Source organism: Streptococcus rifensis, assembly GCF_053203525.1.
Genome location: NZ_JBRUCW010000001.1, coordinates 198459 through 223324, shown reverse-complemented (window position 1 = coordinate 223324; position 24866 = coordinate 198459). Strand labels below are relative to the sequence as shown.

The window sequence follows — 24866 nt, the reverse complement described above, 5'->3', positions numbered from 1 at the left end:
AAAATGGACTGGGGTCGACCCATTTTAAACGACTAGCGAATCAAGAGGGAAACAGCGCCTAGAATATTGCTACCGTTTCGAAAAGCACACGGTTCAATGACCAGATCTGTAAACATGAAATCATAGATTTCAGAACCCCGCTTGTAGTCCAGATAAATCTGTCTGATGGTATCGATGAGAAGGTTCTGACTGGAAATCCCGCCTCCGATAACCACTTTTTCGACATCAACCACCGCCTGAAGGTTATAGAGGATAAAGACAATTTCTCGGCAGTAGCTTTCAAAAAGTTCTTGTAAGTCTGGGTGCTGACCTGACTTCAGCGCTTCAAAGACAGCTTGACCATCACTAGAGTTCTCTAATCCTAAGCACTCTGCAGCCCGCTTGATGAAGCCGACAGCCGAGCACGCTGACCCACTCATGTTCTGCCAAGTGATCGGGCCTGGTGATCTGAGGTTAAAGGTAAGCTCCCCAGCTTGGAAGTGTGAGCCTTGCAGCAACTCATCCTTAAGGATGATGCCTGAGCCAACGCCTGTTCCAAGAACTAAGGCAGCACCATTAGACACCCCCTTGAGATTCCCCAACCAATGCTCTGCTAAAACAGCAGCCTTGGCATCATTGATAACCGTGCAAGGCAAACCGTGCTTGCTTTCGATCACTTCCTTTAAAGCGATGTCTTTCAGATAAGTTAAAGCACCACCGACATAGAGGTACCCCTTATCCACATCAATCCTACCTGGCGCTGAAATCCCCACACCACTGATCTGCTCCCGATGGTTTTCGATTAACTCATCGAGACAGGCTAAAAAATCTGCTATATTTTTTGGCGTCGGCACCTTGCTTTCTCGCCCTAATTGACCAGCTTCTGACACAAGGGCAGACTTGATAAAAGTCCCTCCCACATCAATACCTAAGAATTGTTTCATACCATACGATCTCCATTTTCAATAGATTTGATAACACGAGCAGGATTACCTGCAATCACCACATTATCCCCAAAAGACTTGGTGACGACAGCTCCAGCTCCGACAACGACATTATCACCCAAGGTGACCCCAGGAAGAACAGTAGCGCCACCACCTATCCAAACATTATCCCCAATGGTAATCGGTGCCCCGTACTCGAGCCCTGAAATCCGAGGACCTGCTTCCAAGGGATGAAGTGGTGTCAGAAGCTGAACATTTGGCCCTAGCAGGGCATTGTCGCCGATACGGATTTCACAGACATCTAAAAATGTACAGTTAAAATTAGCGTAAAAATTCTCGCCAACATGGATATTACTGCCGTAGTCACAAACAAAGCGAGGTTCTATCAATAAATTTTCCCCAGTTGAACCAAGCCAAGTTTTTAAGATTGTCGTGCGCTTTTGACCGTCTAACTCATTGTTAAAGGCCTGCATTTTTTGCCTTGCTTCAAGACGCAGACGGCTCAATTCCTGTTCACTAGCGTCATAGAGCTGACCTGCTAGCATTTTTTCTCGTTCTGTTAGCATCTTATCTCCCTAACATAGATTTAATAGGCTCAAAGCTGGTGCGATGAATCGGTGTCACACCCTGATTTTTCAAGCCTTCCAGATGACTTGCTGTCCCATAACCCGCATTTTGGGCAAACCCATAACCGGGATACTGCTGGTCATAAGTCGCCATCATCTTGTCTCTAGTGACCTTGGCAACAATCGAGGCTGCTGCGATAGACAAGCTATTGCCATCTCCTTTAACAATGGCTTGTTGAGGGAGATTGACACGTTCTAAGGTCATGGCATCAATCAGAAGAGCCTCTGGCTGTACACTTAATTGCTCTAGAGCCGCTTCCATGGCTAACTTGGTTGCTTCATAGATATTAACCTGATCAATGATCTGGTTGTCCATGACACCTATTCCTATAGCTAAAGCTTGGTCTACTACCACTTGATAAATTGCCTCGTGCTTGGTTTTAGGGATTTTTTTACTGTCATTCAGGCCCTTGATTTTACAGTTTTTCGGTAAAATGACTGCCGCTGCAACCACCGGACCAGCCAGCGGCCCACGCCCAACTTCGTCTATGCCAGCTAAAAACTCAACGCCTTCTTGGTAAAATGCTCTTTCATAGCGCAGCATCTTTTCCAAACGAGCCTCCTCAGCTAAATCTGCTGTGATGGCTTTGCGCCGTTGTCGTATCGCTAATTGAACGCCTGAACGAGGATCTGTTTCATACTGGACCCATCGGCTGTCCTCGAGGGTCGTAATCTCCAGTAAAGCCGCCTTAATTTCCGCTATCGTCGCCATCTAAGTCCTCAATACGATCTAGTGTAAAGCGTCCCAGCTTCCCATCTCTCACTTCCTTGACAAACAGATTGTAAAAGCGGTCATAATCATCCCGAAAACCCAATTTTTTGGTCATTTGGATAATGATTTCAGGGGCTTCTTGGTCCAAATCAAGCCCTTTAAAGCGCTCAAGAAGTCTGTCTGGGTAATGCTCTCCAAAATACTCAAGTCCAAAAATCGTCACCTCATCCATAGGGAGCAACTGATCTTTGATTGCCCCAGTAAGAGCTAATTTTAAGGCCACACGGTCATCGTCAAATTTTGGCCACAGAATCCCTGGTGTATCTAAGATTTCAAGATCCTTGTTGGTTTTTAGCCACTGTTGGCCCTTGGTCACACCAGGCTTATTTCCAACGACAGCAATTTTTTTCCCAGCTAAACGGTTCATCAATGTTGATTTTCCTGCGTTAGGAATGCCGATAATCATGGTTCTCAAAGTTTCGACCTGAATACCGCGTTCACGCTTCTGGGCAATCTTGTCCCTCATGAGGTCTTTGGCGGCCTCAGTCACGAGCTTGACCGTAGATTGCTCTTTAGAGTTGATGGCAAGGGTTTTAATACCCTCTTTTTCGAAATGCTGGCGCCATATCTTAGTAGCCTGAGGATCAGCTAAATCTGCCTTGTTCAAAATCAGCATCTTTGGCTTATCCCCCACAATCTTCGTCAGCATTGGGTTTTGGCTAGATAAGGGCAGACGGGCATCTACCAAAATCGTGACAAAATCGACAAATTTGATATTTTCCTGAACCTGTCTCCGGGCTTTTGACATGTGCCCTGGAAACCATTGAATAGTAGCCATGTATTATATAAGTCCTTTCCTATCAAGGGAAGTCCTTTGTGACCTTTAAAAGGCAACAAACCCTCAACATTTCCCTTTGATTCCTTTAAAATACTTTGAAATTCTTCTTGAGAATGACATGAAATGTCACTTGCATCGACAGACGGGAGGTAAACGCCATTGAATCAAAACGATTTGCCATCCCTCTCATTTAAAGTCTATTATAGCAAATTTGTCAGTATTTGACTGCTCCTACCCGTCCCTCAAAGGAGCTTTACCAGCCATGGCCACCTTTCTTAGAATGTCATCTCATCTTTCTAATAATAAAAAGCCTTCTTTGACAAAAAGCTTTACCATATCAAAAATTTTGGTAGGTCTTTTAGATGTCAATTGAACCTTTTTACAACAGTTTTGAATAGCATATCAAGTTAAAACCATCTACACATGTGAGAAACAATTATTAATAAGACAAAAACCCACCCGAAGGTGAGTTCTCTTTGCTATGATGTCTAGCGATTATTTAAGAGTTACGGTTGCATAGTTATTTTTTTCCTTGAAAATCAAGTATTTTAGGTCTAAATTTTATTTATGGTGGGGTTTTAGTGGGGTTTAAAACCAGATGCAATCAAATGGTTTGTAATATCTTTTCCACCTGTGGCTTTTTTACTAGCATATATATGAGAATACGTATTTAATGTTGTAGCCTTGTCAACTCGTCCAGAGCGAGCAGCTACAAAAAGAACATCTTTTCCAAGTTCATTGATCATGAATGAATCATGTGAATGCCTCAGTCCTTTACCAGTTATTTCAGGAACACCTGCTATTTTTGCTTGCCGTTGTAATATACGCGTTAAGGTTGTTTTGTGCAACGGTACATCAAATCTAGCTAAAACATAATCAGATTCTCCACTTTTAACTTGAACATTTCTCCAACTTTCCAAAACTTGAACAGTCATATCATCCAATTCAATGAATCTCATGCCAGCTTCAGTTTTAGTTCGTTCTTTTCTCCGATACTCACCATTACCAAGATCCTCCAAAGTAGATTGAACATGTATGATTTTCTTTTCGAGATCGATATCAGACCAAATCAAACTTAGTCCTTCTGAAACACGTAATCCCGTAAAGAAATAAAGCCAAACTAGCATGTTTTTATATATACCATCATAAGTGTTCGTATCAAATGTACTGGTGACCTTTATGAAATCTTCAAATGTCCAAAAGTCAGTTTAGCATTAATATTGAATTCTAAAACAAATCTTTCATTCTTCACATAATCTCTTAACGCTTTATGAAAACTTCCAAATTTCTCTTTTGAGCTAGTTAAATCCTTATAAATTGTCTTTATTTTATTATTAAAGCCTTTCAAAATAATCTGTCCTTTCTTAATAATTTTTTAAAACAATTTCTTTCAACCGTTCCTGCCCAACCTTCAACATTTCCTCCTCGACCTTATTCCATTTTCCGAAAAGACATTCTTTCATATTATCGGTAGCTGTACCTTTATCGATTTCTGTATCAAATACACATTGTCGATCTCTTTGGTAAATTTGAATCTGGTCAAAGATTTTATGAGTTTCTAACTCTCGTAAGTTGTCAACTAAATGCTCTACAATGCCGTCATGGTGCTCTTTGGGTGTTGCCCTTGCCTGAGTTGGATCAATAGCATAGAGCTCTTCATAGCGAATCTGCGTACTGAGATACGACAACTCTGGCTTAGTTGCCATCAATGCTAATGAGACCTGATAATTTCTTGATTGCAATAACTGAGCTGTCTTTCTAGGTACCTCTGTGGTTCGCAGTGTACCTTCGATTAACAAATGGTATCTCTGTTTACTGAGTTCATCAATGAGGTGCTCAACCATTTTCCCTGCAAATCCTTTGGTATAATCCACGCTATCTTTCCCATAACTTTCTTGTAAGGCTAAAAAATTTGGATGCAATGACCTATAGCTATCTCCATCGATGATAATGATATTTCCTTGAAATTCTTTTTGCTTTATCCGGTGTATGGTAGTCTTTCCTGCTCCGCTTTGACCTCCAAGTAAGATAGCCACTGGCTTATCTGTAGTTCTTTTACCTCTACTCAAGGATCGAATCATCCGTTTTAAGGCGAGATCAAACTCGTCTTGACTAAATTCTTCTGATACCATTAAGCCACCACCTGATGATTGGCGAGGGCCAACATACGCTCAATGCCATCTAAGTAACCATTGTAACGTTCTACTTCATCAAAGGAATCAACTAAATAAATTTTTGTATTTATGATATCTGATAGATCATCACTAATTAATATCCAAGGATTAGACTCATCCTCATAATCAATGCCTTGAGTATCTTGATAGCGATATAGTTGAGACAAGATAGATGCCCCACGTTCTTTGATTATCTCTACTTTTAACGTCAATTGATAGTCTTCTACAGGTGTTAACATTTTTTCTTCTCCCACAATATCAACATAAGATACATTAAATTTCTGGCAGATGCAATCAATCAATTCAGTTGAAACTGAACTAGAGCCATTCTCGTATCGGCTTAAACTATTACGAGAAATACCAATTATCTTCGCAAACTCAGGCTGTGTTAAGTCATGTGTCTTGCGTAAATATCTTAAATTGTCTCCTATCATTGTTAAAGACCTCTTCTATATGTATATGCTTTACTATATATTATACCATAAAAAGAAAAAGACGCACCAAATTTGGTGCATCTTCTGCTGATGATTTCTTTCAAATGAACCTTAATTTTTATAATTCATTAGTATTTCAATACACTCATCATTTTTCTTTTCTGAAAAATAATAGATAGTTGCTGTATGTCCTAATTCTGCTAGGATTAACATCAAAGATTTAACTAATATGTATAATTCTTTAGTAGTACAAAATCTGGAAAAGTATAATTTATTATAGTCCTCTTCATTATCATTTGAAAATATAAGAACCTTAATAAATCCATTATCTTGTAAAGTTATTGATACCAATCCTTGGACATCCGAAATATCAATAGTTTTTTTGGTTTTAAATTTTGAATCCAAAAACAACGACTCAAATCTATCTGCTGCAAGAACAGCAGATAAAATAGAATTGATTCTTTCTTTCTTAAAATTATGAATTCTTTTTTAATTACACACTACTTCTAAAACATATATTTATTCAGAACATCTAAACGATTATGACCAACATGCTTTGGTTACCAAAATTAAACCTTCGCTCACTCGTACACCTGTCATATAATATAACAAGATGGCAGTAAATCGTTGCAATTCTTCATAATCATGTAAGTCAAATGATTTGATAAATGTCTGAAACTCCGCATAGGTCCAAAATGGAGTTTCTGGATGCTTACCTCTAGGATTATCTAATGCTTTACAAGGCATATTTGAAATATAGCCAAGTCTTTCTGCATAACCCATACAAGCTTTAAACCTTGACCATAAATTTTTCGCATAGTTTTCAGAATAGTTCTCTATGATATGCAATCTAAAAGCTTCGCAATCTCTAGGAGTTATTGCTTTTAATGGCTTTAAACCAAAATATTGAATAAAAAGTTTATGATGAGGAAGAGCCGTCTTATATGTCACAGACTGAACTTTTTGCTTATACGCTCTTAAATAAATTTTGTTCATATAGTTTTCAAAAGAATTCCTGCAACATATCTTTGAGTGTAATCATGATCCTCTCTTAAATTTCTCAATCGTATGTACATTACCTACTCCTATGAAAAGTATAGTGTACTTTCTTTAGGATTTTTATATATTGTCATAATGTGACAATATCAATAGATATAACGATTACATTCTAATCTAATTTTATTACTTCAAATATTAATTTCTATCTTTCCTAAAAAATATTAACTAATGCATTGTAGGTATAATCACAAACCGCTTGGTAATCATGCCTACCTCCCTGTCTTTCACGGAAAATGACATTTTCTTCCATCTTAAAGATAGATGGGAATTTCCTAGTAAGAGAGAGGACTTGCTCTTTAAAGGCGGTGTAGGCAAAATCATCTGTGCCACTAGCCGCATAAATGAAGAAGTCTTTTTGTTTCTCTTTAACTATATTTGCGAAATCTTTAGCTGGTGTTCCAACATTTCCACTCATAGGATTGAAATAATAAAAGTAATCTAAGGCATTTTCAAAGGTTCGCCAGGTATTGACAGAACCCATTGAAAAACCGCTGAAGGCACGAAATTGACGCGAGGCTATCAAATCTGCTGGGCTGGTTGATGCTGCGTAGGTACTGTACTTACTCTCAACAGCGGGTATCAAATCATTGGTCAGTTCTCGATAATAGCAACTTGTTAGCTGAATGGCTAAACCAAAATCGCTAGAATCTTTTGGACTGGTATTGTTGTATGTGAGATTAACAATAATAACTGGGGCAATTTCTCCATTTGCAATCGCATGATCCACAATGTGTTTGAAGGCATTGGGAGAATGAGGGCTTCCTATGGTTGTGCGTTCATTGGACCAACCACCATGACTAAGATAAACCACTGGATATTTTTGCTGGTCTGAATAGCCATAAGGAAGATAAATGACGGCTTCTTTTTCAATTGGAATTGGGGCGTTTGTCGTGTAGGAAAAAGATTCAAAAGTAGGATAGTTAAGGATTTCTAAGGTACCTGGTCTATCGCTAGGTTTGAAATAGTGTTTAGGAATGGTTTTCAAATCTGGAAATGTCATTTGTTCCTCACTTTCTCTTATTCTTAAAAAAGGTAAGTCAGTCCATGTTCAATCTCTAGTTCAAATGATTCTTGATTATGTCCGCCACCGTTATTTTCCCAATAAATGAGGTTATCATCTGTTATCAGATCACTATGATTGCTACGGAGGGCTTCGATCTGTGGAATCATGCTGTATTTTGTCCCATCGCTTCCACCTACCATTGCTATTATTTGGAAATCATTCTGCCCGTAGTTATTTTCTTGCAGACCACTGACCAAGGTTTCAGCAATAGCTTCATCGCTGTTTCTACCAGTAACTTGTCCAATCCAGCTATCGCCTGCCATCGGCATATAGTAGAAAAATTTATCACTTTGTTCAACCAGCACATCCCATGTCGTGATACCGCCCATAGAATAGCCACCGAAAGCTCTATGAGAACGACTTGCTGTAAAACCAGTTTCATCGGTTGTCTCAGCAAAGGTCGTGTATTGACTTTCAACCGTCTTCATAACCTCTAAAACTTCAGTCTCTGCAAAGTAATGATTTAAAGGATAATCGGCTGAATAATTCGACACAACAAAACTTCGATCTGGATAATAAGTCGGAAATACAACCAGCAGTGGCTCAATATCTCCATTTGCAATCAACTCATCTAGCAGTGGTTTGATGTCTGCCGCTACTTGCTCAGCAGACATGCCTGATCCGTGCATGAGATAAAGGATATTCATTGGTTTGCCTGTCTCATACGAATCAGGCACATAGACAAGCGCTTCCTTGTTATACTCTTTGCCATCATAAGTCGTTGTATAAGTCATACTGTCAATTCTACTTCCCTGTTCCTTAGAAAGCGAGTTAGTGCGAGAAGAACTTGACACATTCAACCCTGTTGAATTGTTGGCTGCATTGCTTTCAAAGTTTAGATAAAGAATCGTCCCTAGAACGACTAATAGCAAGCCTGTTAATGAAAAAATAAGAATTCTTTTCATTGTTCCTCCTTTACATCCTACATAGTTAAGCGCTCATCATGAATTCTATTTTTAGAAATACCTAAGGTAATGAGCGTTTTTTCAACTTTTAAGAGTGTTTGTGCACTACCAACAATAAAGAATAATCCCTGTCTCATTTCCTTGGCAGATAGCATTTCTCCTAATTCTTCCTTGGTAAAGCGATGAGCTTTTCCGTGATAACTGATCAACTGATTTTCTTGGGCTAAGGTTTCGAAGTATTCTTGATAATACATCTCTTGCTCATTTTTCCCGCTCCAAATGATATGGACCGAGCGTTTACCACTGTATTCGTCGGCTATACTTTTTAAAGGGGCAATACCTGAGCCTAGTCCGTAAAGAATAATAGGCCGTTTCACAGAGCTTTCTTCGATAATGGGACCGAATCGACCAAAGGGGCCTTCCAGCTCAACCTGTGTGCCAATTGGTAAATTCGGCACTTTCTTCGTAAAATCTCCCAGTCCTTGAATGATAAATGTTAAGATATTGCCGTCTTGACTAGGAGCAGAGGCAACGGAAAAAGGGTGTTTCTCACTGCTGATTCTTCTATCTTTAAAGCGCATAAAGTAAAAATCCCCTGCTTGATAATGATGGTCTTTGGGAACTTTGATTTGTAATTCTTGTACCGTTGGTGACAAGCTGGTGCTTGCAATGAGTTCACCTTGGACTAGACTACCAAAATCTACAATATACTTTTGCCAAACATAGCAAGCCAAAAAGTAAACCGTGTAAAGATCAAACAGGATCATAAATGGCGTCAAAATGGCAATACGATTGATGAAGTGAACATGTAGCCAGACTAAGCCAATCATGACAAAATGCAAGCGATGAATCCAAACGGAAAGCTCGTGTTTGAAAAAGATTTGCAAACGATCTTTCAAGCGTTTCGCCACAGGCATCCGATCAACCAACCAACCTGACATGAAAAAGCTGGCATAGGCAATTCCAAAAACAGCTAAATACCAAGCCCATTCGCCTGTCAGACGAATTTCTGTATGCATAGAAAATAAAAATTGTTGGTGAAAAAAGATTGCTAGAAGAGCTAAGACACCCATCATCCCATGAACAAAGTACATAGCTGGAAGTCCAATCAAGCGATCCAACCACTGCGGCCGAGTCGACAGATAAACAATGGCCAGCCACCAGACATAAGCGATCAAGCCTAAATCATATAAAAAGAGATTTAAATTTGTGTCAAGCAAACTAGTATTGAGCAAAATGATCAGTGGCAGAGGTAGGGCGACCAATATTGCCGTCCAAGTCAAATAGAGTGCTTTTGGTTGTTGTTTTAGCATTATTTTGTGACTCCAATTTCATTCAACCAAGCGGTAATGTCACCTTCTGCATTCTGCACAGTTTTATCTTCTCCGCGAACTGTAAAGCCGTCTAGAACGGTTGCATTTGGGAACTGACTCTCCAATTGACGTTGGGTATTGCCTAATCCAGAACCAAGATGGGTTGTAAACGGAACAAGCGTCTTATCTGCTAGTTCTTCAGCTTCAGCATCCAAGAAGGTCCGCACAATCATTGGATACTCACTCCACCAAACAGGAGATCCGATAAAGATGGTTTCGTAACCTGAAATATCTGGTAATTCATTGGCAATAGCTGGTCGAGCATCTTCCTCTTGTTCTTCACGCGCCTGATTAGCGGTTGCCTCGTACTCCTCAGGATAAGCAACTGCTGGGATAATTTCGTACTGGTCTGCATTAGTTGCATTGGTAATGTAATCCGCAATGACTTTGGTATGACCGATTTCCAGTGGTCCATCCCAAACACCTTCCGTTCTTGAGAAATAAACAACCAGGACATCATTATCACCTGATAAGTCTCTATCGGTTTGTAGGCTAGTTGACGCTGTTGTCGTTTGAGAACTTGTCGTTGATTGCCTCTGACTTGTCGATGTTGATTGTCGGCCTCTTGAGAAGTTCCATGTAAATAGGGCAACAAGTATTGCTACCACACCAATTCCAAAAATCATCTGTCGTCTTTTCATAACATTTTCCTCTTTCTATTTGTTTAAATTGTTATACCACATCATCAAGTCTGAATCAGCCTGATCGACCTTATTTCCTTCGACTGCAAAGGCAGGCTCAATACGAGCGTTAACCTGGTTTTCAGCCAAAATAGTTTCGATATAATCGATACTTGATCCTAGTCCATAGCCTCCATTTGTCGAAAATGGAATAATCGTTTTTCCATCAAGTTCTTTGGCGTAGGTTTCGATAAAGGTTGCAACGGGCTCTGCCATGGTCATGCCCCAAATGGGATATCCGATATAGATGGATTGATATTGAGATAAATCTGGCATCTCTACGTCCAATTCAGGAGTGTTTTCGACATTTCGTTCCTGATTGGCCCGTTGTACCGTTTCACCATAATCAGAACTATACGTTTCTTTGGCAACCAATTCAATCACATCTGCACCAGAAAGTGTCTGAATCTTGCTAGCCAGTAACTCAGTAGAGCCTGACCGTGAAAAATAGACAATCAGACTATCGGCCTCATCTGACAAAATTCGAGTTGGCTCTTGGTCAGAATTGGTATCTTTTCCATCTGAAACTGTTCCGCGACTGTTATTCCACTCTTCATCTGAGAGACCAACTTGCGGTGCCACAATCTGACTTTGGTCCATTTTCCCGCTTGGAAGAATAGATGCCGAAGATGATGAACTGCTGTTTGTTTGGCTTTCGTTTTGAACAGAGCAAGCGGCTAACACAAGGACACTTGCCAATAAAGCTTTTCCTCATAGACACCTCCTAGGGATTTTTTCCAAATTGATAAATAAAGATAAGGACAAAAAGAAAAGCGACTAGGCTAAAACCTGCCATCCAACCAAGACTGACATTGAAATTCGATGTCATAGCCATAATAACAGATAAGCCAATTGGTCCACCAATTTGGTGCATGGCATTTGTCAAGCCACTAGCCGAACCTGCCAAGACCTCAGGAGCTTGATAGATACCTGCTGCCGTCACAGGTGCAACGACCATTGCTTGACCAATACCAATCACCAGCATTGGCAAGGCAACAGCTTGCACATAACCCAACTCTAATGGTGATAGGCTAGCCCATAAAAGACCAAGTGACAAAGCGATCTCTCCAATGAGTAAAATACGATTATTACCAAATCGCTTAGTCAGTTTGGGGAGCTGAAGAGCAGTAAGGAAGGTTGTGATTGTCAAGGGCAGAAAGGCAAAACCAGACCCCAAGGCAGAAAAACCGTACTCAGCCTGTAATACCTGTGGCAATAGGAACCAATAGGGCAACATAGTCATCATGAATAGAGCTCTGACAAGATAGGCACCAAAACGGACCTTGTTTTTAAACAGAGCTAGCGGCATAAGAGGATGCGTTTGCCCTTTTTCATAGAAATAAAAGGCAAGCAAAATAAGAAAACCAGCGATAACAAAGGCAAGGGTGTAAATCTCACCGTCTAAACCATAGATCAGACTCGCTAAACCTGCAACTGACAATAAACTCCCCAAGTAATCAATTTTCTCTTGGTGTCCAGCCTTAGCAACTACATGGCGATGAGTCAGATACATCAAGAGCAAGGTCAAAGGGACATTGATTAGAAAGCCTGCTCGCCAGGATACAAAACTGGTTAGGCAACCACCAATCAAGAGACCAACACTTGATCCAAATCCAGCCGTCGCACTATAGTAGGAAATAGCTTTTGTTCGCATCTCACCTGTATAAGTATCCATCATTAAGGCAAGGGTTGTTGGCGCGATAATAGAACTTCCAATTCCTTGAATAGCACGTGCCAAAATCATCATAGATGCATTTTGGGCAAGGCCAATCACCAAGGAACTCAGTCCAAATATAGCTAGACCAATTTGAAAAATTCTCTTACGACCCAACAAATCAGACAAGCGACCAGATAGGAGCAAAAAGCCACCGAAGGTAAGCGTATAGGCATTCGATACCCAAGCTAGACTGGTATCTGTTAGGTTTAAACTCTCCCCAATCTGAACAGAACTGGTAAAAATAATGGAATTATCCATTAAGATCAAAAAATAAGCTAATAGGGTAATGGGTAAGATGATCCCAAATGATTCTTTTTTCATAGATTCACACTTTCTTAGTAAAAAACCGGTTTCGCTAGAGCTTCACTTCCTGGCTCCACGATTCCAACGCTCACACCCAAGTCACGACTTGGATCTTGCAATAAGTCCATAACATATTGGGCAACTGCTTGGCGGGTGACTTGAGCACCTTTATAGGGTTCTCCTTGCGGAATCAACTTGTAGGAGCGATTGCCTTCCTGATTATAGAGCCAAGTCATACGAAGGTAGGTATAATCCAAACCTGACTCATCCACTAACTTAGCACCGATGACCCGATTATTTGTTGGAGAATAAGCACCAATCATGGCTTCATTCCATCGACCAAAGTCTCCGACGACCTCATCATACACACCGAGAACCCCTGCTACAATGAGGCGACTGATCCCCTTTTCCTTCATGACGGCAATGGTTGGCTCTAACAAGGCTGGAGATGCTTCATTGACAAAGACAACATCTGCATCCTCTAAAGCCTGTCGGACATTATCAAGACGGGACATATCCCCATCCACATAGCGAATGAGGTCATCCTGATAAGACAAACGTTGACTGACCTTTCGTCCCGCCAGTGTCAATTTAAAATCGGTTTCTTCTAATACCCGTGGGATAAGAAATCCCGGAATTTGTCCTGCTGCACCAATAATTGTTAATCTCATATTTTTTCTCCATTTTCTATTGTTTAACTTGTTTTTCCCAGAAGGAAATGGCGTCATCAATCCACCCCTCTGCTACCGTTTCTCTTCCAATACCAAAGCCATGCCTCAAACCTTTATAGACTTGAAACCGGCTGTCAATCCCAAGCTTTTTCAAGTTCTTCAGTCGATTTTCCATCACCTGCCAGTTAGCAATCCAATCGTTAGTGCCACAATTAGCATAGGTCGGTGCATCATCTCTAGAAACAGATGAGTAGCCAGTATATTGACTAACAACCATGCTGGCAGAACCAATGGCCGTCCTTGTTAAACGTTCTAATTCGCGTTTGTTACCTAAGCGAATAGCCATCCTAGCTCCAGCAGAACCACCCCAAAGTGAATACTGATCAGGGGCTATCTTCAATTCGCTGGAGTGACTATAAAGATAATCTAGGGCCTGTGCTAGATCTTCATAGGCCTTATTGGGGCGATAGATTAGAGCAAAGGCATTGTAACCTCTTTGACTTAGAGCTAAAGCTTGGGGAAAGCTATCATGCAAGGCCGCAACATAATGAAAACCGCCGCCTGCATTGATAAGGGCAAATTTCTCATTCTCATTTCCTTTGAAGAAAAATAGCCCTGTCTCTCTCTTACTTGGATCCTTCACCATCTCGTCCTCATCATAAATGTGGAAAAAGACTTGCTCATTTTTCTGAGCACGCTCGAGTAAGTTATTCAAAACCTCTAAACTGGTCTCGGTTTTCAGGTTTGAGTACCATATATAATGGTTTGAATCAATCACATCTTGGACAGTCTCCTCAGGATGAAAGGCCAGCTGAAGAGGGAATAATAAGTGTCCAAATCCTCTAAAACTAGGATGTTGAGTAATTTCTCTGATTTTTGTATCTTTTGTAAATACCATAATTCCTCCTTTAGACAGGAGTCTTCTTACTCCCTAAACACAGGTTCAACCCTTTTACAACGGCTAAATTTTTATGGTCAATAATCTCACTGTAACCAATGTCTAGTTGTTTGATTTGGTCTAAGTCTTCTTGGTCCAATTCAAAATCCCAAAGGGCTACATTTTCTTCCAAATGTACGGGATTTGTTGATTTGGGGATGACGCTATTGCCCATCTGCACACTCCACTTTAAAGCGATTTGAGCAATGGATTTCTGATGTTTTTTCGCGATATTATCTAATACTGGATGCTGAAAGATATTTTTCATCCCTTCACAAAGCGGGCCCCAAGCCTGAACCTGAATCCCGTAATCCTTCATCAGTTTCCTTAAGGATGATTGATGAAAGAAAGGATGAAGCTCGATTTGATTTACTGCTGGGACAATTTTTGTATTTAAAATAAAATCAAGCAAGCGATCTTCTGAGAAATTCGATACGCCAATAGCCTTAATTTTCCCTTGAGCATAAAGCTCCTCTAAGGCACGCCAAGATCCATAAACATCCCCCATCGGTTGATGAATCAAATACAGGTCAATGTAATCTGTTCCCAAGCGATTTAGGCTTGTTTCAAACTCCTTCATCGTTGCCTCATAGCCATCAGAATGAATCCAGACCTTGCTGGAAATAAAAAAATTCTCTCGAGCAATTCCTGAATCCTTAATGGCCTGCCCTAAATCTGCTTCATTACCATAGATACTAGCCGTATCAAATAAGCGATACCCAGCCTCAATCGCCTGTTTGATGTAGGTTTGAGTCTCATCACCTTTCAGCTGAAACAGCCCCATCCCAACCTGTGGCATTTCTATTCCATTATTTAATCTAATCTTATTCATACAGCCACCTCCACTTGATGTCTCTATTTTACAAGTGCTTTAAAAAATAGTACAATAGCAATTAGTTAGACTGCTATTTATAAAGTGAATAGTCACAAAGGAGAAGATATGATCAATTTACAGCACCTAGAACAATTGATTACGGTCGCTAAAGAAGGGACACTATCACGCGCAGCTGAGGTTTTGTTGATTTCACAGCCGTCTTTGACCCGTAATATGCGTCAGTTAGAAGACGACTTAGGTGTCCAGCTTTTCCAACGAAGCAAAAACAAACTTTCCTTAACGGAAACTGGTAAATATACAGTTCAACAAGCAGAAGCTTTGCTCAACCATGAGCAGCAATTTTTGAAAAATATCCAACGTTTTTCTCTCCAAGCCACGACTTTATTTGGCGGCATCTCAGCTCCTGGTGTAGAATGGGAAGTGAGGAATCGTTTGGCAGAGCAGGATTTAGAACAAGAAGTCCATGTCGAGTTACATGATAATGACTCCCTACTAGAAGCCCTACTTAGTCAGAAATTCCAGTTTATCGTGACAGACTTTCCAATTGAGCATGACGATGTGCTAACAACTGGATTCTTCAAAGAACAACTTTATATTTCCGTCCCACCTGCCCATCCCTATGCCATGCGTGAGGAAATTACATTGGAAGATTTGGCAAACCTAACCATGCTCTTGCGGTCCGATTTGGGGATTTGGCAACCACTTGTGGATCAGCTAACACAAACCAAATTTATTGTCCAGACAGATTGGGAAGCCTTTGACGAACTGATTTCTGCTTCTGCTTTGCCAAGCTTTTCGACCAATATCACTCAGGCCGCCTCAGACAATCCAACCCAACGTGTGCATGTCCCAATCGTAGATAAGGAAGCCACAAAAACCTTTTACATCACAACTTTGAAAAAGAATAAAAGTGTACTACTGCAACTCACTTGATAATACAAAAAAGTATGGTTCGATTGAAAACCATACTTTTCTTTATTTTATGAATATTACTGACGAATCGCTCTTGGTATGACAATAACGACTGCTGTAAAAAGAACGGCCCACATCATTGCTGATGGGAATACTGTTAAGGTCAAGACCAGACCTACTAGTTTTATCACAATATCAACTATTCCAGCTCTATCTAGAATATTAAAATGCCCTGACTTTACAGTCTCTGGATTTAAATGTTGCAACTCACGATACATCCAGACATTGCAGGCTGTTACAAGTAGCACTATCAAACCGTACAAGGTCTGGGCTACTGGGTTATTAAAATCAGCAGAAACAAGGGCTGTTGTATAAGGGAAAAAGGAGGAGAAAAAAAGTAGAACAATCGAACTCCAAACCAAATTGGTATTGATTTTATTGACCACATCCCAACTTCGATGCAGATTAACCCACATGGTTCCCAACCAGAAGAAAGAAATGGTGTAGGCGAAAAAATTGGTCCGCAAATCCCATAGAGCCTGCCAGCTAATCTGATCCGGCCGTTCTAATTCCAAAACTAAAATCGTCATAATAATTGCCAAGACGGCATCTGTAAAAGCAATTAATCGCTCTTTTGACATTAACATTTGTATTACAATCCTTTCTGTTTACTCCTCATATCATGAAGTTCATTATTTTTGTGTCATAAAATAACCCGTCTATTATACCATAAATTGCTAATGTTGAACCAAAGAGGACTATCTTCTTATTGATTCACCATTCCTAGATAATCTAATCCATACAGCCCAGCATAACGACGCATGGTATATTCCCCCATTTCTAGCACTTCTTGTGTTGGCGCAGAGCCTTGAAAAATAAAATATAGTTTCTTGCCAACCAGCTCATCTTCCACCACATCATATTGACGATCCAAAAAGTTGCGGATCAAGCCATTGATACTGTGCCAATAAACTGGGGAGCCAATGACCAGAGTATCCGCAGTAAAGACTTTCTGGATGACTTCATTAAACTGATCATCAGAAAAATCCTGACCGTAGGCGTATAATTTATAATCTACCAAATGAAGGATTTCGTACTCTTGGTTTTTAAGCAATTTTTGTGCTAGAGTGACGGTCTTCCCATTTTTATTTGGACTGCCATTGATAAATAAAATTGTCATAATCTTATTCTCCTCTTATAAAAAATACTCTGCACTGTTCTACAAAGTAAACAATCGCAGAGTATCATGTCTTTTTTCTTAGAATGATTTTCCAACAAATCCAAGTAGAAGTTCATCCTCAGAGCCATTTGCATTATAGATTTTTTTCAAAGAATGGCAAGATAGCATCGAACGCTACGTCTACAAATGGATGAAGGTCATACATATCGAAGTGACTAGCTTCTGGTACCACAACCCATTCTTTTACCTCACTTTTAGCGGCATCAAAGATTTCACGAGAAGCAGGCTGGCTCCATGCATTTTCAGCGGTGACAACCAAATATGGTTTAGTCATATCTTTCATGATATTGGTCACATTGTAATTGATCAGCTCTAATTGACTCCAAGCTACAACTTGATTGCTCCAACGAGCACGATTTCCACGAGCTGAATAATAGTACTGTGCACCTTCTTCAAAAGCACGAGGTTGGAAATTAAGTGTAACCAAACTACCTGTTCCATTTTCATATGCATCTTTGGCTGCTTTGACTTCTTCTTCCGGCATGAAGAAATTTGTCATTGGTGAGGTTGAGATATCAGAAATCGCTGGTACTACGGCGGTAATAGCTTTCAAACGGCTATCTTTTACACCGGCTACTGACATATAAGAACCTGAACCACACATACCTAAACCACCGATACGGTTATTATCGACGTAAGGAAGGCTTTCAAGGAAGTCAATAGCCCCTTCGATATCTGATTGTTTAACATCAGGAAGTTCTTGCTGGCGTGGAAAACCTTGACTTTCACCGAAGTAGGCCCCATCAAATACCAAGGTAACGTAACCCGCTTCTGTAAGAGCATCTGCATAAACGGCTTGAGCTTGCTCTTTTACAGAAAGCATTGGACCCGTTACAACAATTGCCGGATAATTTTTATTCAAATCGAAGTTTGCAGGTAAGCGAAGGAGGCCTGCAAGGCGGAGATTTAATTCCTTGTTCATAAAAACAACATTTTGTATTTGCATCATTCATTTCTCTCTTTCTTTAATGGAGTCGTTGCTTAGTAAAAGCTAGGTTTGGTAAAAGCAGTTCCTGCTTCACCTAATCCCAAACTTTCGCGATGATAATTTTCTTTACCAGTGAGTAAGTCAACCACAAATTGTGCTACCGATTGTCTTGATACCTGAGCGGAAGTAAAGGGCTCACCTTTTCGAGTTATTTCTATAGGAACCAACCCCTTATTATAAAGCCAAGTGATGCGGAGCAGGACATAGTCCAAGTCACTTGCTTCAATCATGTCAGCAAAGTCACGTACTGGAGAAGTCCACATAATTCCTGTATTTTGCCGATACCATTTTTGAAAAGGACCAGTAATCTCCTGGTAAATATCCGGTACACTTACAGCAATCAGTCGTTTTACACCAGACTCTATAATAGAATCTAGTGCAGTTTGTAATACCTCAGGGCCTGAAACGTAATTAAGATAAACCGCATCTACTCCCTCTAAAGCTTTCAATAATTGTTCTTTATCATCAAACTTACCATCTATGAGTTGAACTCGTTCAGATGATAAATTTGCAAGTCGTTCATGAGCCTTCCTAGCATATAGCACTAAATCAAAGTCAGTCTGGTCAAGTAAATAATTTGTAACCATACTTGCGATTTGACCGGCGGCTCCTAAAATTAACACTTTTGTCATCACACTACCTCAGCAGTCTTTAATCATGGGCACGAATATCATAAGCCGTTAATAGATATTCTCCTACACCTGGTGCATCTGGATCATGAGATCCTTTCCCCTTATCGAGTGCGCGAAGAGCAACCAATTCCTCATCGGTAAATTCAAAATCAAAAATATCTTTATTAGAATTCATACGGATTTTTTTGGTTGACTTTGGCAAGACAACGATGCCCTCTTGGTTTGCAAAGCGTAAAATGATTTGACCTACATCTTTGCCATACTTACTTGCAAGGCTCGTGATAGCTGGCTCTTCAAATAAATCTTTATTACCTTGACCAAGTGGTGCCCACGCTTCAATAGTTACTTGATCTTTCGCAAGCAGGTTCCGTAATTCTTTTTGTTGGAAGTATGGGTTGAACTCAACTTGGTTGACAGCTGGGATAGTCGCAAAATTTGGAATAAATTGTTTCCAAAAGTTCGGTGTGAAGTTTGAAACACCGATGGATTTGATTTTACCAGCTGCTTTGGCTTCTTCAAGAGCTTTCCAAGCCTGCTCCACTTCCCCGTAAGGTTGATGAAGTAGATAGAGGTCAAGATAGTCAAGTCCCATTTTCTCTAGAGTCGCATCAATCGTTGACTTAGCAGTCTCATAGGCAAAATCCTGAATCCAGAGTTTACTGGTTACAAAGATTTCTTCACGTGGAATACCTGAATCCTTGATAGCCTGCCCAACTTCTTTCTCATTGAAATAGGCTTGAGCCGTATCGATATGACGGTAGCCAACTTCCAAAGCTTCTTTCACTGCTGTATAAGTTGAACCATCCGCTGGAATTTGGAATACTCCAAAGCCAATTGCAGGAATCTTGTTTCCATCGTTTAATGTGATTTGTTGTGTCATATGTTTTTTCCTCTTTCTTATTTATGAATCTATTTTATTTTTAAAAGAGTGAATAGTACAATACTTATTGTTTATTGCAGTATTGATTTTACAAATACTGATAGACTATTCATCTGAGTCAGCTTTTTTAGTTCGTTTTGTCAAAAAACGTTGGGAGCATATTGTACAGATATTCTTGGACAGCAAGAAGGTCATGACTAGAACCTGTACTAATATGAAGTGTCAGATTATCTTGAGAAAATGGCTGTCGTGTCCACATTTCTTCCACCTGTGTCACAATTAAATCCTGAGCGAAGTCTTCTGTACCAGTTGCTGCGTAAATCTGATAATCAGATATATCGTAGCCGCCTTCTGTCACTACTTGTTCAAATAAATCGACCGTAGCTTGACTATTATCTCGTCCACCATAAACCTCAACTTCCCAACTATCACCACTCATTGGTCCAAAGTATTTTATTAAGTCTAAATTGTGCAGGAATTGTGACCAGGTCGTCACAGAGCCTCCCGAAAACCCTGCAAAAGCTCGATGATTACGACTAGCTTGTAAGTCAGATAAATCACCACTCCTTGCATAGGTATGGTAACGCTCTTCAATATAAGGGGCTAAATCATTCCGAAAATCATGATAGAAATTCCGAATTTCTGCTTCCGAACGACTGAAATCTTGAGGGGCATTTTCTGCATCAAAGGTCGGTGTCACCACAATCAAAGGCTCTATATCACCATTTTCAATCATATGGTCTAAAATATTTTTCAAATCAGAATATTTGAAAAAATCTCCAGCAGTCATCCTCCAACCATGCATCAGATACAGAATATTGTAGGAAGCTGATTCATCGTCCACATCATACCCTGGAGGAAGATAAACATAGGCTACTTTTTCAATATCTTGGTTAGCATCTGCATAATCTTTGCTATTATAAGTAACCTCTTCAATTGTTCCACCATTTTCTACCTCCTCCAAATAGGACGGAGGAACATCTTGCGTTTCTTGCATTCGATTACTTGAATTATTAGTCGTTGTCTGCACTATATCTTGTCTCGCTTGTAAATAAATCCAACTAGCTCCCACTATAATAAGGAATAATAGACAAAGGACAACTACTAGTTTTTTATGTTTCATATCCATTTCCTCATGTAAACTACATTAGTAAGTAACTATTGGTCTTAGTTTATTCATCCAAATTACCAAAGAATCCACCCATGATATCATAATCAAGATTAAAATAACGACCTGCCTCACCTTTGTCTAAATCACGTATCTGCTCTATCTCGTCATCTGACAATTCAAAATCAAAGATATCAATGTTTTCAGCAATATGTTCTGGGTTGGTAGAGCCTGGGACGGTCGCGATACCTTCTTGCATAAACCAACGAAGGATAGTCTGCGGAACAGTCTTATTATGATTTTCAGCAATTTCTACCAGTACTTCATTTTCTAATAATTCAGGGTCTGCATGTCCAAGTGGATACCAAGCTTCCACCTGAATATCATTTTCTTCAGCCAATGTGCGTGTTTCCAATCGTTGTGCAAAGGGATGCATTTCAATTTGGAGTGCTTGAGGTTGAATTTCCGCATTCTCCATAATATCTTCAAAAATTTCTGGTTCATTATCAAAATTACTAATACCAATAGTCCGCACTTTACCTTCTCTTACTGCATTTTCAAGTGCTCTATAAGCTGACAGATAATCTCCTGTTGGATGGTGGAGATAGACCATATCGATGTAGTCAACTTGCAGTCGGTCTAGCATTTCATCAATTGCCTGCGAAGCATTTTCATACTCACTTGGCCACAGCTTGCTGGTCAACCATATTTCCTCACGAGGCACCCCAGATTCTTTAATAGCCTGCCCCACGCCTTCTTCATTGTAGTAGCCATGGGCAGTATCTAAATGGCGATAACCTGATTGCAAAGCTGCTACAACAGACTCTCTTGTCGTATCGTTCAATAATTTCCGACCAGTAGCACTCGAATCCTGTTCAAGAGATTGAATTTGTGTTCCCAGTCCTAACTGAGGCACCTCCGTACCATTATTTAATGTCAAAAGTGGTACACCGGCCACCGATTGGACATTGCTAACAATGGATGGTTTATCTTCATCAGCAACAGAAGCTACGGTCGTCTGAGCAGGTGTTTCTGATGTTTGTGAAGATTGTTGACCACAGGCAGCTAATGTGATAATTGATACTAGTGTAACTAATCCTATAAGTAAATTCTTATTCTTCATCGTTTTTTCCATTTTAACTTGCCCCCTGTCCACCATCAACACCGTAAATAGCACCTGTCACAAATGAGGCTTGTTCAGAACCTAGAAAGACTGCCAGACTTGCAACTTCTTCGGGACGTCCAAATCGGTGCATAGGGATCAATTGAGAAATAGCTTGCTCATGTGCCTTGGCTTCTTCATCTGATAAATCGGTTAAATTCCAAATATCTGTGCTAATGGCACCTGGTGCAATAGCATTGACGCGGACACCATCATTTGCCAACTCCATGGCCCAGACCCGTGTAAAGTTTTCGACAGCTGCCTTAGCACCAAGATACATAGACATATTTGGACCACGGTGCTGAGCGCCAACCGTTGATAGGTTAATGATATTCCCTTTTGATTGAAGAATAAATGGCAAGGTTTGAATAGTGACATCCAATAAAGCACGCACATCAAGAGCAAAGGCACGATCGTAATCTGCAATTGTCAATTCTTTAAGTGGTGTAACAGGTGCCCAACCAGCATTATTAACTAAAATATCCAACTGACCATTAAAGTCTGATTGAATCACTTCAGCGATTTTTGTCACATCTGCTGAATTCGTAATATCTGCTACTACATAACTAATTGTTTCATTGGCCTCAGAAACTTCTCTCAGAACTTCTTCACGACGTCCAGCGATAATCACTTTAGCTCCTTCTTTAGCGTAGCTTTCAGCAATCGCACGACCGATTCCTGATCCACCTCCTGTAACCAAGGCAACTTTGTTTTTAAATAATTGAGTCATATTTGTTCTCTCTTTCTTTTTGATGGTATAAGTATATTCCTAATATTACGATTTGGAAAATACCAAAATTCTATGCTAGTATTCAAAAATGAATAGTCAAATTTCAAATTAAGTCATCAAAAAAGTCAGTTGACCCTTGTCTAACTGACTCTGAGAATATAAAGTTATTAACTTAGTGCTAAGTAATCCTCTTCTGACACAGGCTCCAACCACTCCGTTTTGGTATTCTCACCTGGTACTTCAACCGCAATATGTGAAAACCAAGAATCACCTTTGGCGCCGTGCCAATGTTTGACATTTGCTGGAATAACAACAACCTTTCCAGGTTCAAGACTGACTGCTTCCTTTCCCTCTTCCTGATACCAACCTTGGCCGGCAGTACAAATCAAGATTTGCCCACCACCCTTATCTGCTCGGTGAATATGCCAATGATTGTGACAGCCTGGCTCAAAGGTAACATTGGCCAGAAAGAGTGGTGACTGTTCATCAACAAGCGGATTGAGGAAAGACTGCCCATCAAAATACTGTGCATAAGTTACGTTTGCTTGCCCTTGTCCAAAAATATTTTCTTCATCAAAGCTTACTTTATCTGACATATTTTATTTCTCCTCTTCTGTCCAAATACCTTTTGCCAGACGAAAGACTGCCCAAGCCTTTGGCCAGCCCGCATAAAATGCGACGTGGGTGATAACAGCCACAACCTCTTCTTTTGTAACACCATTATTTTTGGCATTTTGAAGATGATGTTTGAGCGAAGCATCTGTTATCCCCTGAGCCATCAAGGCCGTAACAGTAATGAGGCAACGTGTCTTTAAATCAATAGCTGGATTGTTCCAGTTTTCTCCAAACAGAATATCATCGTTGAAATGGGCAAATTCTGGTGCAAAGTCACCTAGAATATCACGCCCAGCAGTTTGTTTTATGGTCATTTTTCTATTCCTTTCATATCTGAAATGATGCAAAGTGAAAAGGTTGGAAAAAAGCATCTTCCTTCCCTTTTCTCCATTTAGTTTTCTCCATTTTTTCTCTGTTCAATCAAATGCAAGAACATGTCAACTGTTGAAGCATCTTGGTGATTGAAAAACAGACTTTCTTTTGTATCAAGTTCTGCAATGGCTGTCATATCTTCATCCGTTAAGTTAAAATCAAAAACATCAATATTCTCAGCCATACGCTCTGGTTTTACTGATTTTGTCAAGCAGACGATACCACGCTCCACCTGCCAACGAACCATAATTTGAGCTGTGGACTTACCATATTTTTCCGCAATCGCCACTAGTGTCGGATGAGAAAAGATGCCATTTCTACCTTCTGCAAAAGTAGCCCATGACTCCATCTGAACATTGTTTTTGATCATATTCTCTTGTGCGAAAATCTGTTGATTAAACGGATGGGTTTCAACTTGATTGACCTGTGGTGTGATTTCATTGAAGGCTACTAAGTCACTCAGACGGTCTGGGTAGAAATTACTAACACCGATAGCACGCAGTGTTCCTTCCTTATACAAGTCCTCCAAGGCACGATAAGAGCCATAATAATCTGAAAATGGCTGATGGAGGAGCATCAAGTCTAGATAATCTACGCCCATGACCTCCAATGAATGTAGAACAGCTTTTCTCGTTTTCTCATAACCGTAATGCTCTAGCCAGACTTTGCTAGTAATGAAAAATTCTTCCCTGGGCAAACCTGATTCTGCGATAGCTTCACCAACTTCTTTTTCATTGGCATAAGACTGAGCCGTATCAAAATGACGATAGCCAACCTTAATAGCATCAAGTACAGCCTGCTTGGTTTCACTAGCAGGAATTTGGAAAACACCAAATCCAAGAATTGGCATCTTCACTCCATTATTTAAATTAACATGTTTCATAAGATCCATCTCACTTTCTGAATTCATTATAATCCTATTTCATTTACCTGTACAATAGCAAAGAAAAATAGCAGTATTCATTTTTTTAATACTG

Annotated in this window: 27 protein-coding genes and 2 pseudogenes; 1 reads left to right on the top strand and 28 read right to left on the bottom strand. The window is 40.0% G+C overall.

Going from position 1 to position 24866, the window contains the following annotated elements; genetic code table 11:
- Nucleotides 1–32: 32 nt before the first annotated feature.
- The 17 genes and pseudogenes from ACVRYP_RS01075 to ACVRYP_RS00995 form a co-directional block, all read right to left on the bottom strand.
- The gene (locus tag ACVRYP_RS01075) at nucleotides 33–923 is read right to left on the bottom strand and encodes an ROK family protein (RefSeq protein WP_447466929.1); all 891 of its coding nucleotides are present in this window, start codon (nucleotides 921–923) and stop codon (nucleotides 33–35) included.
- Nucleotides 920–1489 (bottom strand): sugar O-acetyltransferase, encoded by a 570-nt coding sequence (locus ACVRYP_RS01070; RefSeq protein WP_447466928.1) that lies wholly within the window; start codon nucleotides 1487–1489, stop codon nucleotides 920–922. Before ACVRYP_RS01070 ends, ACVRYP_RS01075 begins: the two co-directional genes overlap by 4 nt.
- A 1-nt stretch (nucleotide 1490) precedes the next feature.
- A complete protein-coding gene (gene rnhB, locus ACVRYP_RS01065) occupies nucleotides 1491–2261 on the bottom strand; it encodes a ribonuclease HII (RefSeq protein WP_447466927.1) in 771 nt (256 codons plus the stop codon).
- The gene (ylqF, locus tag ACVRYP_RS01060) at nucleotides 2239–3099 is read right to left on the bottom strand and encodes a ribosome biogenesis GTPase YlqF (RefSeq protein ID WP_447466926.1); all 861 of its coding nucleotides are present in this window, start codon (nucleotides 3097–3099) and stop codon (nucleotides 2239–2241) included. Before ylqF ends, rnhB begins: the two co-directional genes overlap by 23 nt.
- A 565-nt stretch (nucleotides 3100–3664) precedes the next feature.
- A pseudogene (locus ACVRYP_RS01055) lies at nucleotides 3665–4307 on the bottom strand (site-specific integrase); the annotation flags it as partial.
- 156 nt (nucleotides 4308–4463) lie between these two features.
- A complete protein-coding gene (pezT, locus tag ACVRYP_RS01050) occupies nucleotides 4464–5231 on the bottom strand; it encodes a type II toxin-antitoxin system toxin PezT (protein WP_447466925.1) in 768 nt (255 codons plus the stop codon).
- Nucleotides 5231–5707 carry a type II toxin-antitoxin system antitoxin PezA gene (pezA, locus tag ACVRYP_RS01045; protein ID WP_447466924.1) on the bottom strand — a complete coding sequence of 159 codons (477 nt, stop codon included), beginning with the start codon at nucleotides 5705–5707 and terminating at the stop codon, nucleotides 5231–5233. The genes pezT and pezA overlap by 1 nt, the downstream gene beginning before the upstream one ends.
- 546 nt (nucleotides 5708–6253) lie before the next feature.
- Nucleotides 6254–6718: pseudogene (locus ACVRYP_RS01040) on the bottom strand (tyrosine-type recombinase/integrase); the annotation flags it as partial.
- A gap of 199 nt (nucleotides 6719–6917) precedes the next feature.
- The gene (locus ACVRYP_RS01035; RefSeq protein ID WP_447466923.1) at nucleotides 6918–7766 is read right to left on the bottom strand and encodes an alpha/beta hydrolase; all 849 of its coding nucleotides are present in this window, start codon (nucleotides 7764–7766) and stop codon (nucleotides 6918–6920) included.
- A gap of 23 nt (nucleotides 7767–7789) precedes the next feature.
- Nucleotides 7790–8734, bottom strand: a complete 945-nt coding sequence (locus tag ACVRYP_RS01030) for an alpha/beta hydrolase (RefSeq protein ID WP_447466922.1) — start codon at nucleotides 8732–8734, stop codon at nucleotides 7790–7792.
- A 17-nt stretch (nucleotides 8735–8751) separates the two neighbouring features.
- Nucleotides 8752–10047, bottom strand: coding sequence for an FAD-binding oxidoreductase (locus tag ACVRYP_RS01025; RefSeq protein ID WP_447466921.1), 1296 nt, complete (start codon nucleotides 10045–10047; stop codon nucleotides 8752–8754).
- Nucleotides 10047–10748: a flavodoxin gene (locus tag ACVRYP_RS01020; RefSeq protein ID WP_447466920.1), complete on the bottom strand. Its 702-nt coding sequence runs from the start codon at nucleotides 10746–10748 to the stop codon at nucleotides 10047–10049. Before ACVRYP_RS01020 ends, ACVRYP_RS01025 begins: the two co-directional genes overlap by 1 nt.
- A 15-nt stretch (nucleotides 10749–10763) precedes the next feature.
- Nucleotides 10764–11486 (bottom strand): flavodoxin family protein, encoded by a 723-nt coding sequence (locus ACVRYP_RS01015; RefSeq protein WP_447466919.1) that lies wholly within the window; start codon nucleotides 11484–11486, stop codon nucleotides 10764–10766.
- A gap of 25 nt (nucleotides 11487–11511) precedes the next feature.
- A complete protein-coding gene (locus ACVRYP_RS01010; protein ID WP_447466918.1) occupies nucleotides 11512–12825 on the bottom strand; it encodes an MFS transporter in 1314 nt (437 codons plus the stop codon).
- A gap of 14 nt (nucleotides 12826–12839) precedes the next feature.
- A complete protein-coding gene (locus ACVRYP_RS01005) occupies nucleotides 12840–13478 on the bottom strand; it encodes an NAD(P)H-binding protein (RefSeq protein WP_447466917.1) in 639 nt (212 codons plus the stop codon).
- 16 nt (nucleotides 13479–13494) lie between these two features.
- On the bottom strand, nucleotides 13495–14376 hold the full coding sequence (locus tag ACVRYP_RS01000; protein WP_447466916.1) for an alpha/beta hydrolase: 882 nt from the start codon (nucleotides 14374–14376) through the stop codon (nucleotides 13495–13497).
- A 10-nt stretch (nucleotides 14377–14386) separates the two neighbouring features.
- Nucleotides 14387–15247 (bottom strand): aldo/keto reductase, encoded by an 861-nt coding sequence (locus ACVRYP_RS00995; RefSeq protein WP_447466915.1) that lies wholly within the window; start codon nucleotides 15245–15247, stop codon nucleotides 14387–14389.
- 108 nt (nucleotides 15248–15355) lie between these two features.
- Here ACVRYP_RS00995 and ACVRYP_RS00990 point away from each other — a divergent pair, with 108 nt between their 5' ends.
- On the top strand, nucleotides 15356–16183 hold the full coding sequence (locus ACVRYP_RS00990) for a LysR family transcriptional regulator (RefSeq protein WP_447466914.1): 828 nt from the start codon (nucleotides 15356–15358) through the stop codon (nucleotides 16181–16183).
- A gap of 56 nt (nucleotides 16184–16239) precedes the next feature.
- Here the strand turns inward: ACVRYP_RS00990 and ACVRYP_RS00985 are convergent, their stop codons facing one another.
- From ACVRYP_RS00985 to ACVRYP_RS00935, 11 genes are all read right to left on the bottom strand, one after another.
- Nucleotides 16240–16803, bottom strand: coding sequence for a TMEM175 family protein (locus tag ACVRYP_RS00985; protein WP_307122780.1), 564 nt, complete (start codon nucleotides 16801–16803; stop codon nucleotides 16240–16242).
- Between the two features lie 125 nt (nucleotides 16804–16928).
- Nucleotides 16929–17342, bottom strand: coding sequence for a flavodoxin family protein (locus ACVRYP_RS00980; protein ID WP_447466913.1), 414 nt, complete (start codon nucleotides 17340–17342; stop codon nucleotides 16929–16931).
- A 133-nt stretch (nucleotides 17343–17475) separates the two neighbouring features.
- Nucleotides 17476–18351, bottom strand: a complete 876-nt coding sequence (locus ACVRYP_RS00975; protein ID WP_447466912.1) for an alpha/beta hydrolase — start codon at nucleotides 18349–18351, stop codon at nucleotides 17476–17478.
- Between the two features lie 32 nt (nucleotides 18352–18383).
- Nucleotides 18384–19022: an NAD(P)H-binding protein gene (locus ACVRYP_RS00970; RefSeq protein WP_447466911.1), complete on the bottom strand. Its 639-nt coding sequence runs from the start codon at nucleotides 19020–19022 to the stop codon at nucleotides 18384–18386.
- 19 nt (nucleotides 19023–19041) lie between these two features.
- Nucleotides 19042–19902, bottom strand: coding sequence for an aldo/keto reductase (locus tag ACVRYP_RS00965; protein WP_447466910.1), 861 nt, complete (start codon nucleotides 19900–19902; stop codon nucleotides 19042–19044).
- A gap of 127 nt (nucleotides 19903–20029) precedes the next feature.
- Nucleotides 20030–21025 carry an alpha/beta hydrolase gene (locus ACVRYP_RS00960; RefSeq protein ID WP_447466909.1) on the bottom strand — a complete coding sequence of 332 codons (996 nt, stop codon included), beginning with the start codon at nucleotides 21023–21025 and terminating at the stop codon, nucleotides 20030–20032.
- A gap of 49 nt (nucleotides 21026–21074) precedes the next feature.
- Nucleotides 21075–22145, bottom strand: a complete 1071-nt coding sequence (locus tag ACVRYP_RS00955) for an aldo/keto reductase (protein WP_447466908.1) — start codon at nucleotides 22143–22145, stop codon at nucleotides 21075–21077.
- A 1-nt stretch (nucleotide 22146) separates the two neighbouring features.
- Complete coding sequence (locus ACVRYP_RS00950) at nucleotides 22147–22902, bottom strand: SDR family NAD(P)-dependent oxidoreductase (protein ID WP_447466907.1); 756 nt, start codon at nucleotides 22900–22902, stop codon at nucleotides 22147–22149.
- Nucleotides 22903–23069: 167 nt separating this feature from the next.
- Nucleotides 23070–23498, bottom strand: coding sequence for a cupin domain-containing protein (locus tag ACVRYP_RS00945; RefSeq protein ID WP_447466906.1), 429 nt, complete (start codon nucleotides 23496–23498; stop codon nucleotides 23070–23072).
- A gap of 3 nt (nucleotides 23499–23501) precedes the next feature.
- On the bottom strand, nucleotides 23502–23831 hold the full coding sequence (locus ACVRYP_RS00940) for a carboxymuconolactone decarboxylase family protein (protein ID WP_447466905.1): 330 nt from the start codon (nucleotides 23829–23831) through the stop codon (nucleotides 23502–23504).
- A 77-nt stretch (nucleotides 23832–23908) separates the two neighbouring features.
- Nucleotides 23909–24772, bottom strand: a complete 864-nt coding sequence (locus ACVRYP_RS00935; RefSeq protein ID WP_447466904.1) for an aldo/keto reductase — start codon at nucleotides 24770–24772, stop codon at nucleotides 23909–23911.
- Nucleotides 24773–24866: the final 94 nt, after the last annotated feature.

What these genes read in the sequence shown, in the direction of transcription:
- ACVRYP_RS01075 (WP_447466929.1), bottom strand. Translation starts at nt 923, where the DNA reads ATGAAACAATTCTTAGGTATTGATGTGGGAGGGACTTTTATCAAGTCT.
- ACVRYP_RS01070 (WP_447466928.1), bottom strand. Translation starts at nt 1,489, where the DNA reads ATGCTAACAGAACGAGAAAAAATGCTAGCAGGTCAGCTCTATGACGCT.
- rnhB (WP_447466927.1), bottom strand. Translation starts at nt 2,261, where the DNA reads ATGGCGACGATAGCGGAAATTAAGGCGGCTTTACTGGAGATTACGACC.
- ylqF (WP_447466926.1), bottom strand. Translation starts at nt 3,099, where the DNA reads ATGGCTACTATTCAATGGTTTCCAGGGCACATGTCAAAAGCCCGGAGA.
- pezT (WP_447466925.1), bottom strand. Translation starts at nt 5,231, where the DNA reads ATGGTATCAGAAGAATTTAGTCAAGACGAGTTTGATCTCGCCTTAAAA.
- pezA (WP_447466924.1), bottom strand. Translation starts at nt 5,707, where the DNA reads ATGATAGGAGACAATTTAAGATATTTACGCAAGACACATGACTTAACA.
- ACVRYP_RS01035 (WP_447466923.1), bottom strand. Translation starts at nt 7,766, where the DNA reads ATGACATTTCCAGATTTGAAAACCATTCCTAAACACTATTTCAAACCT.
- ACVRYP_RS01030 (WP_447466922.1), bottom strand. Translation starts at nt 8,734, where the DNA reads ATGAAAAGAATTCTTATTTTTTCATTAACAGGCTTGCTATTAGTCGTT.
- ACVRYP_RS01025 (WP_447466921.1), bottom strand. Translation starts at nt 10,047, where the DNA reads ATGCTAAAACAACAACCAAAAGCACTCTATTTGACTTGGACGGCAATA.
- ACVRYP_RS01020 (WP_447466920.1), bottom strand. Translation starts at nt 10,748, where the DNA reads ATGAAAAGACGACAGATGATTTTTGGAATTGGTGTGGTAGCAATACTT.
- ACVRYP_RS01010 (WP_447466918.1), bottom strand. Translation starts at nt 12,825, where the DNA reads ATGAAAAAAGAATCATTTGGGATCATCTTACCCATTACCCTATTAGCT.
- ACVRYP_RS01005 (WP_447466917.1), bottom strand. Translation starts at nt 13,478, where the DNA reads ATGAGATTAACAATTATTGGTGCAGCAGGACAAATTCCGGGATTTCTT.
- ACVRYP_RS01000 (WP_447466916.1), bottom strand. Translation starts at nt 14,376, where the DNA reads ATGGTATTTACAAAAGATACAAAAATCAGAGAAATTACTCAACATCCT.
- ACVRYP_RS00995 (WP_447466915.1), bottom strand. Translation starts at nt 15,247, where the DNA reads ATGAATAAGATTAGATTAAATAATGGAATAGAAATGCCACAGGTTGGG.
- ACVRYP_RS00990 (WP_447466914.1), top strand. Translation starts at nt 15,356, where the DNA reads ATGATCAATTTACAGCACCTAGAACAATTGATTACGGTCGCTAAAGAA.
- ACVRYP_RS00985 (WP_307122780.1), bottom strand. Translation starts at nt 16,803, where the DNA reads ATGTCAAAAGAGCGATTAATTGCTTTTACAGATGCCGTCTTGGCAATT.
- ACVRYP_RS00980 (WP_447466913.1), bottom strand. Translation starts at nt 17,342, where the DNA reads ATGACAATTTTATTTATCAATGGCAGTCCAAATAAAAATGGGAAGACC.
- ACVRYP_RS00975 (WP_447466912.1), bottom strand. Translation starts at nt 18,351, where the DNA reads ATGATGCAAATACAAAATGTTGTTTTTATGAACAAGGAATTAAATCTC.
- ACVRYP_RS00970 (WP_447466911.1), bottom strand. Translation starts at nt 19,022, where the DNA reads ATGACAAAAGTGTTAATTTTAGGAGCCGCCGGTCAAATCGCAAGTATG.
- ACVRYP_RS00965 (WP_447466910.1), bottom strand. Translation starts at nt 19,902, where the DNA reads ATGACACAACAAATCACATTAAACGATGGAAACAAGATTCCTGCAATT.
- ACVRYP_RS00960 (WP_447466909.1), bottom strand. Translation starts at nt 21,025, where the DNA reads ATGAAACATAAAAAACTAGTAGTTGTCCTTTGTCTATTATTCCTTATT.
- ACVRYP_RS00955 (WP_447466908.1), bottom strand. Translation starts at nt 22,145, where the DNA reads ATGGAAAAAACGATGAAGAATAAGAATTTACTTATAGGATTAGTTACA.
- ACVRYP_RS00950 (WP_447466907.1), bottom strand. Translation starts at nt 22,902, where the DNA reads ATGACTCAATTATTTAAAAACAAAGTTGCCTTGGTTACAGGAGGTGGA.
- ACVRYP_RS00945 (WP_447466906.1), bottom strand. Translation starts at nt 23,498, where the DNA reads ATGTCAGATAAAGTAAGCTTTGATGAAGAAAATATTTTTGGACAAGGG.
- ACVRYP_RS00940 (WP_447466905.1), bottom strand. Translation starts at nt 23,831, where the DNA reads ATGACCATAAAACAAACTGCTGGGCGTGATATTCTAGGTGACTTTGCA.
- ACVRYP_RS00935 (WP_447466904.1), bottom strand. Translation starts at nt 24,772, where the DNA reads ATGAAACATGTTAATTTAAATAATGGAGTGAAGATGCCAATTCTTGGA.